Source organism: Pseudomonas wadenswilerensis (assembly GCF_900497695.1).
Lineage (GTDB): Bacteria > Pseudomonadota > Gammaproteobacteria > Pseudomonadales > Pseudomonadaceae > Aquipseudomonas > Aquipseudomonas wadenswilerensis.
This window is the reverse complement of sequence record NZ_UIDD01000018.1, coordinates 1-6,684: the sequence shown is the minus strand read 5'-3', so window position 1 is coordinate 6,684 and position 6,684 is coordinate 1. Positions and strand designations below refer to the sequence as shown.

Annotated in this window: 1 protein-coding gene; it reads right to left on the bottom strand. The window is 61.3% G+C overall.

Annotation, left to right across the window (positions count from 1 at the left end; all coding sequences use genetic code 11):
- The coding region (locus CCOS864_RS28310) for an immunoglobulin-like domain-containing protein (protein ID WP_338068428.1) at positions 1–6,684 on the bottom strand (6,684 nt) is incomplete at both ends.

Below are 6,684 nucleotides of genomic sequence, written 5' to 3'. Positions count from 1 at the left end.
GTGTTGTGCACGTTGGTAGGTGCGACAAATTCCACGGTGCCCGAGCTTGCGCCGACCGGAATAGTGATCTGCTGACCATTGGCCAGGGTGATCACCAGGTTCGAACCGGTAACCGGAGCAGTAACCGAAGCGGTGTAAGTCACCACGCCGCCTTCGGTCACGCTTGGAGTAGCGGTCAACGTAACGGTGCTGGTGTCGATGGTGTCGGTGACTTCAGTCACGGCAGCCGCCGGGTCGACTTCGACTTTTTCGAAGTCGCCACCGGTGGTGCCGGCGATGGTCACGCTGACTTCACCGGCATCGATGTACACGTCGTCCGAAGGCGCTGGCAGGGTGATGCTGCCCTCGGTCTGGCCCTTGGCGATGGTGATGACTTCACCGTTGCTCAGGGTCACCTTCATCTCGGTGCCCGCTGGATTGGTCAGGGTGGCGGTGTAGACGATCTCGCCGCCTTCAGCGACCGAGCCGGTAGCAGTCAGCTTCAGGCCGGTAGTGTCGTCAGTACCTGGACCGTCAGTAACGGTGGTCACCGGGTTGCCCGCAGTGTCCAGCTTCTCGTAGTTACCACCGGTGGTGCCGGTGATGCTGTTGGTCAGATCCGGGTTGGTGGTGTGCACGTTGTTCGGTGCGACAAAGTCCACGGTGCCCGAGCTTGCGCCGACCGGAATAGTGATCTGCTGACCATTGGCCAGGGTGATCACCAGGTTCGAACCGGTTACCGGAGCAGTGACGGAAGCGGTGTAAGTCACCACGCCACCTTCAGTCACGCTTGGCGTGGCGGTCAGGGTGACGGTCGAAGTATCGATGGTGTCGGTGACTTCGGTGACGGCTGGAGTGTTATCCACATCCAGTTTCTCGAAGTCGCCGCCGGTGGTGCCCGCGACAGTCACGCTGACTTCCCCTGCGTCGACGTACACGTCGTCTTCCGGAGCCGGAACAGTGATGCTGCCTTCGGTCTGGCCCTTGGCGATGGTGATGACTTCACCGTTGCTCAGGGTGACCTTCATTTCGGTGCCGGCTGGGTTGGTCAGCGTCGCGGTGTAGACGATTTCGCCGCCTTCAGCGACCGAGCCGGTAGCAGTCAGCTTCAGGCCGGTGGTGTCATCGGTGCCCGGACCGTCGGTGACGGTGGTCACTGGGTTGCCCGCAGTGTCCAGCTTCTCGTAGTTACCGCCCGAAGTGCCGGTGATGCTGTTGGTCAGGTCCGGGTTAGTGGTGTGCACGTTGTTCGGTGCGACGAAGTCCACGGTGCCCGAGCTGGAACCCACAGGGATGGTGATCTGTTGGCCGTTGGCCAGGTTGATCACCAGGTTCGAACCGGTTACCGGAGCGGTGACGGAAGCGGTGTAGGTGACGACGCCGCCTTCGGTCACGCTTGGAGTAACGGTCAGCGTAACGGTGCTGGTATCGATGGTGTCGGTGACTTCAGTCACGGCAGCCGCCGGGTCGACTTCGACTTTCTCGAAATCGCCACCAGTAGTGCCGGCGATGGTCACGCTGACTTCACCGGCATCGATGTACACGTCGTCTTCCGGAGCCGGAACAGTGATGCTGCCTTCGGTCTGGCCCTTGGCGATGGTGATGACTTCACCGTTGCTCAGGGTCACCTTCATCTCGGTGCCCGCTGGATTGGTCAGGGTGGCGGTGTAGACGATCTCGCCGCCTTCAGCGACCGAGCCGGTAGCAGTCAGCTTCAGGCCGGTAGTGTCGTCAGTACCTGGACCGTCAGTAACGGTGGTCACCGGGTTGCCCGCGGTATCCAGCTTCTCGTAGTTACCACCGGTGGTGCCGGTGATGCTGTTGGTCAGGTCCGGGTTGGTGGTGTGCACGTTGTTCGGTGCAACGAAGTCCACGGTGCCCGAGCTGGAACCGACAGGGATGGTGATCTGCTGACCATTGGCCAGGTTGATCACCAGGTTCGAACCGGTTACCGGAGCAGTAACCGAAGCGGTGTAAGTGACAACGCCACCTTCAGTCACGCTCGGCGTGGCGGTCAGGGTGACGGTCGAAGTGTCGATGGTGTCAGTCACTTCAGTCACGGCAGCCGCCGGGTCGACTTCGACTTTCTCGAAATCGCCACCAGTAGTGCCGGCGATGGTCACGCTGACTTCACCGGCATCGATGTACACGTCATCGGATGGCGCTGGCAGGGTGATGCTGCCTTCGGTTTGGCCCTTGGCGATGGTGATGACTTCACCGTTGCTCAGGGTGACCTTCATTTCGGTGCCAGCCGGGTTGGTCAGCGTCGCGGTGTAGACGATCTCGCCGCCTTCCGCGACCGAGCCAGTGGCGGTCAGCTTCAGGCCGGTAGTGTCGTCAGTACCTGGACCGTCAGTGACGGTGGTCACCGGGTTGCCCGCAGTGTCCAGCTTCTCGTAGTTACCACCGGTGGTGCCGGTGATGCTGTTGGTCAGGTCCGGGTTGGTGGTGTGCACGTTGTTCGGTGCGACGAAGTCCACGGTGCCCGAGCTTGCGCCGACAGGGATGGTGATTTGCTGACCGTTGGCCAGGTTGATCACCAGGTTCGAACCGGTTACCGGAGCGGTGACGGAAGCGGTGTAAGTCACCACGCCACCTTCAGTCACGCTTGGCGTGGCGGTCAGGGTGACGGTCGAAGTATCGATGGTGTCGGTCACTTCGGTGACGGCTGGAGTGTTATCTACATCCAGTTTCTCGAAGTCGCCGCCAGTGGTACCAGCGACAGTCACGCTGACTTCCCCTGCATCGATGTACACGTCGTCCGACGGCGCTGGCAGGGTGATGCTGCCCTCGGTCTGGCCTGCAGCGATGGTGATGACTTCACCGTTGCTCAGGGTCACCTTCATTTCGGTGCCCGCTGGGTTGGTCAGGGTGGCGGTGTAGACGATTTCGCCGCCTTCAGCCACGGAGCCGGTAGCCGTCAGTTTCAGGCCGGTGGTGTCGTCAGTGCCCGGACCGTCAGTAACGGTGGTCACCGGGTTGCCCGCAGTGTCCAGCTTCTCGTAGTTGCCGCCCGAAGTACCGGTAATGCTGTTGGTCAGGTCCGGGTTGGTGGTGTGCACGTTGTTGGGTGCGACAAAGTCCACGGTGCCCGAGCTTGCGCCGACAGGGATGGTGATTTGCTGACCGTTGGCCAGGTTGATCACCAGGTTCGAGCCGGTAACCGGAGCAGTAACCGAAGCGGTGTAGGTGACGACGCCGCCTTCAGTGACGCTTGGAGTAGCGGTCAGCGTAACGGTGCTGGTATCGATGGTGTCGGTGACTTCAGTCACGGCAGCCGCCGGGTCGACTTCGACTTTTTCGAAGTCGCCACCGGTGGTGCCGGCGATGGTCACGCTGACTTCCCCTGCGTCGACGTACACGTCGTCTTCCGGAGCCGGAACAGTGATGCTGCCTTCGGTCTGGCCCTTGGCGATGGTGATGACTTCACCGTTGCTCAGGGTCACCTTCATTTCGGTGCCGGCTGGGTTGGTCAGGGTAGCGGTGTAGACGATTTCGCCGCCTTCAGCGACCGAGCCAGTGGCGGTCAGCTTCAAACCAGTGGTGTCATCGGTGCCCGGACCGTCAGTAACGGTGGTCACTGGGTTGCCCGCAGTGTCCAGCTTCTCGTAATTACCACCGGTGGTGCCGGTGATGCTGTTGGTCAGGTCCGGGTTGGTGGTGTGCACGTTGTTCGGTGCGACAAAGTCCACGGTGCCCGAGCTTGCGCCGACCGGAATAGTGATCTGCTGACCATTGGCCAGGGTGATCACCAGGTTCGAACCGGTAACCGGAGCAGTAACCGAAGCGGTGTAAGTCACCACGCCGCCTTCGGTCACGCTTGGAGTAGCGGTCAACGTAACGGTGCTGGTGTCGATGGTGTCGGTGACTTCAGTCACGGCAGCCGCCGGGTCGACTTCGACTTTTTCGAAGTCGCCACCGGTGGTGCCGGCGATGGTCACGCTGACTTCACCGGCATCGATGTACACGTCGTCCGAAGGCGCTGGCAGGGTGATGCTGCCCTCGGTCTGGCCCTTGGCGATGGTGATGACTTCACCATTGCTCAGGGTCACCTTCATCTCGGTGCCCGCTGGATTGGTCAGGGTGGCGGTGTAGACGATCTCGCCGCCTTCAGCGACCGAGCCGGTAGCAGTCAGCTTCAGGCCGGTAGTGTCGTCAGTACCTGGACCGTCAGTAACGGTGGTCACCGGGTTGCCCGCGGTATCCAGCTTCTCGTAGTTACCACCGGTGGTGCCGGTGATGCTGTTGGTCAGGTCCGGGTTGGTGGTGTGCACGTTGTTCGGTGCAACGAAGTCCACGGTGCCCGAGCTGGAACCGACAGGGATGGTGATCTGCTGACCATTGGCCAGGTTGATCACCAGGTTCGAACCGGTTACCGGAGCAGTAACCGAAGCGGTGTAAGTGACAACGCCATCTTCAGTCACGCTCGGCGTGGCGGTCAGGGTGACGGTCGAAGTGTCGATGGTGTCAGTCACTTCAGTCACGGCAGCCGCCGGGTCGACTTCGACTTTCTCGAAATCGCCACCAGTAGTGCCGGCGATGGTCACGCTGACTTCACCGGCATCGATGTACACGTCATCGGATGGCGCTGGCAGGGTGATGCTGCCTTCGGTTTGGCCCTTGGCGATGGTGATGACTTCACCGTTGCTCAGGGTCACCTTCATTTCGGTGCCCGCTGGGTTGGTCAGCGTCGCGGTGTAGACGATTTCGCCGCCTTCCGCGACGGAGCCAGTGGCGGTCAGCTTCAGGCCGGTGGTGTCATCGGTGCCCGGACCGTCAGTAACGGTGGTCACTGGGTTGCCCGCAGTGTCCAGCTTCTCGTAGTTACCACCGGTGGTGCCGGTGATGCTGTTGGTCAGATCCGGGTTGGTGGTGTGCACGTTGTTCGGTGCGACAAAGTCCACGGTGCCCGAGCTTGCGCCGACCGGAATAGTGATCTGCTGACCATTGGCCAGGGTGATCACCAGGTTCGAACCGGTAACCGGAGCAGTAACCGAAGCGGTGTAAGTCACCACGCCGCCTTCGGTCACGCTTGGAGTAGCGGTCAACGTAACGGTGCTGGTGTCGATGGTGTCGGTGACTTCAGTCACGGCAGCCGCCGGGTCGACTTCGACTTTTTCGAAGTCGCCACCGGTGGTGCCGGCGATGGTCACGCTGACTTCACCGGCATCGATGTACACGTCGTCCGAAGGCGCTGGCAGGGTGATGCTGCCCTCGGTCTGGCCCTTGGCGATGGTGATGACTTCACCATTGCTCAGGGTCACCTTCATCTCGGTGCCCGCTGGGTTGGTCAGGGTGGCGGTGTAAACGATTTCGCCGCCTTCAGCCACGGAGCCGGTAGCAGTGAGCTTCAGACCGGTGGTGTCGTCGGTACCTGGACCGTCGGTGACGGTGGTCACCGGATTACCAGCGGTATCCAGCTTCTCGTAGTTGCCGCCCGAAGTACCGGTAATGCTGTTGGTCAGATCCGGGTTGGTGGTGTGCACGTTGTTCGGTGCGACAAAGTCCACGGTGCCCGAGCTTGCGCCAACTGGGATGGTGATCTGCTGACCATTGGCCAGGGTGATCACCAGGTTCGAGCCGGTAACCGGAGCAGTAACCGAAGCGGTGTAGGTGACGACGCCGCCTTCGGTCACGCTTGGAGTAGCGGTCAGCGTAACGGTGCTGGTATCGATGGTGTCGGTGACTTCAGTCACGGCAGCCGCCGGGTCGACTTCGACTTTCTCGAAATCGCCACCAGTAGTGCCGGCGATGGTCACGCTGACTTCACCGGCATCGATGTACACGTCGTCTTCCGGAGCCGGAACAGTGATGCTGCCTTCGGTCTGGCCCTTGGCGATGGTGATGACTTCACCGTTGCTCAGGGTCACCTTCATCTCGGTGCCCGCTGGATTGGTCAGGGTGGCGGTGTAGACGATCTCGCCGCCTTCAGCGACCGAGCCGGTAGCAGTCAGCTTCAGGCCGGTAGTGTCGTCAGTACCTGGACCGTCAGTAACGGTGGTCACCGGGTTGCCCGCAGTGTCCAGCTTCTCGTAGTTACCACCGGTGGTGCCGGTGATGCTGTTGGTCAGATCCGGGTTGGTGGTGTGCACGTTGTTCGGTGCGACAAAGTCCACGGTGCCCGAGCTTGCGCCAACTGGGATGGTGATCTGCTGACCATTGGCCAGGGTGATCACCAGGTTCGAGCCGGTAACCGGAGCAGTAACCGAAGCGGTGTAGGTGACGACGCCGCCTTCGGTCACGCTTGGAGTAGCGGTCAGCGTAACGGTGCTGGTATCGATGGTGTCGGTGACTTCAGTCACGGCAGCCGCCGGGTCGACTTCGACTTTCTCGAAATCGCCACCAGTAGTGCCGGCGATGGTCACGCTGACTTCACCGGCATCGATGTACACGTCGTCTTCCGGAGCCGGAACAGTGATGCTGCCTTCGGTCTGGCCCTTGGCGATGGTGATGACTTCACCGTTGCTCAGGGTCACCTTCATCTCGGTGCCCGCTGGATTGGTCAGGGTGGCGGTGTAGACGATCTCGCCGCCTTCAGCGACCGAGCCGGTAGCAGTCAGCTTCAGGCCGGTAGTGTCGTCAGTACCTGGACCGTCAGTAACGGTGGTCACCGGGTTGCCCGCAGTGTCCAGCTTCTCGTAGTTACCACCGGTGGTGCCGGTGATGCTGTTGGTCAGATCCGGGTTGGTGGTGTGCACGTTGTTC